Here is a 1,846-nt window from a genome sequence, read left to right on the forward strand (position 1 = left end):
CGACATGGTCGCCGGTACCGCGACCGCCGGCGACCGGCCGGTCCTCATCGTGGGCGCCGCCGCGCAATTGCCGGCCGGCCTGCTGCCGCGCGTCGGCATGGCAGAAAACGTGCGGGCTACCTGGCCACTGCGCTCCGACGCCGTGGTCGTGACGCCGGATGCGGAAGGCGCGGCCGTCTTCGACGCGGTCATCGACCGTTTGCAGGGACGGCAGGCGACGCCGGAGGCTTCAGGCGGCCCGACGCCGACGACGGAGGGCGTTCGCGATCGCTGGCGCGATTCGCTCAGCGGCCCGATCGCCCGCTACTTCATCGGTTTCGACCAGTGGCTGCAACGCACCTTCGACCTGTCCATCGCGCAGTTGCGCACGCCCTCGCGCGCACCGGCGCTCTACGAGCCGGCCGAAGGCACCGAGCTGGTCGCCGCCCAGGCCGCCGATCCGGATACGGCCCAGCTCTGGACCGCCTTCGTCGCCCGGCGCGAAGATGCGCTCGAAAGCACCGTCGACCGGGTGGTCTCGCCGGGCAACTGGGCGGGCATGGCCGGCAAGATCACCGCTTTCCGGGGCTCTCAGGAGGCTCATGTGATCTCGGCCGACAAGGTCTCCTTCGTCATGACGAGGCCGTTCAGCCTGGCAAACATGCGGCTCGTGCTGGCCAACTGGATGTCGAGCAACATCGGCATCTACGCGCTGGCTCTCCTGCTGGCCTGCATCGGCCTCGGCATCGGCACCTGGGCGATGATCGGACGTATGGGGCGCCGGTCATGAAGCGTTTCCTCGCCATGCTGGCAGCCGCGCTGCTCGGCTTCCTCTCGGACGCGGGGGCGACCGTGCCTGCCGATGCCTGGGCCCTCTACCGGCAAAAGTTCGTGACGAGCGAGGGACGTGTGATCGACGATGCCAATGGCGGCATCAGTCACAGCGAAAGCCAGGGCTACGGCCTGCTGCTGGCCTGCCTCGCGGGGGACCGCAGCACCTTCGCCAGCATTCTCGCCTTCACCCGCACGGAGCTCCTCATCCGCGACGACGGGCTTGCCGCCTGGCGCTGGGACCCGAAGGCAACCCCCCGCATCACCGACATCAACAACGCCAGCGACGGCGATCTGCTGATCGCCTACGCCCTCGCCTGCGCGGGCGAACGCTGGAACATGCCGGCCTACACCAACGCCGCGCGCCAGATCGCCCGCTCGCTTGCCAAGGTCGGCCTGCTGAAGCGCGGGAACGATGTCTGGCTGATGCCGGCCGCGAGCGGCTTCTCCGAAAAGGATCGGGCAGACGGGCCTGTGATCAACCCGTCCTATTGGGTGTTCGAAGCTCTGCCGGTCATGGCCAGGCTGACCGGCGATCCGATCTGGATGCAGGTCCAGGCGAGCGGACTGAAGCTGCTGGACGAGCTCGCGAAGCGCAAGGCACTGGCGCCCGAGTGGCTTTCGATCAAGGCCGAGCCGAAGCCGGCCGAAGGCTTCCCGGCCCAGTTCGGCTACAACGCTCTGCGCATTCCGCTGTATCTGGTCAGTGCGGGGCTTGCCGAGAAGGCCCGGCTCGAACCGTTCCGGCGCGCCTGGGCGGACGGCACGGCGGTGGTCGACATCGTCAGCGGCAAGCCCGTCGAACCGCTGCCCGATGCGGGCTATCGCATCCTGGCTGCCGCCATGGCCTGCGCTCTCGACGGCACCCCGATCCCGGGCGAGCTGAGATCATTCCAGCCGACGCTCTACTACCCCTCGACCCTCCAGCTTCTGTCCCTCTCGATGCTGCGCGAGAGGTATCCGCAATGCATGTGAAATCGGCCCTGATCGTCGCCGCGGCATCGAGCGTCGCCTTCTACGTCCTCGGGCGCTACGG

Annotated in this window: 2 protein-coding genes; both read left to right on the top strand. The window is 68.5% G+C overall.

Annotated elements, in window-relative coordinates; translation table 11 throughout:
- Positions 1-769, top strand: a 769-nt coding sequence (locus ACIPIA_RS15390) for a hypothetical protein (RefSeq protein ID WP_400510804.1), incomplete at its 5' end; no start/stop codon positions are given.
- Positions 766-1,785, top strand: a complete 1,020-nt coding sequence (locus tag ACIPIA_RS15395; RefSeq protein ID WP_400510806.1) for a glycosyl hydrolase family 8 — start codon at positions 766-768, stop codon at positions 1,783-1,785. The genes ACIPIA_RS15390 and ACIPIA_RS15395, both read left to right, overlap by 4 nt.
- Positions 1,786-1,846: the final 61 nt, after the last annotated feature.

The sequence above is a fragment of the Allobosea sp. CER48 genome, assembly GCF_044752385.1.
Taxonomy (GTDB): Bacteria; Pseudomonadota; Alphaproteobacteria; order Rhizobiales; family Beijerinckiaceae; genus Allobosea.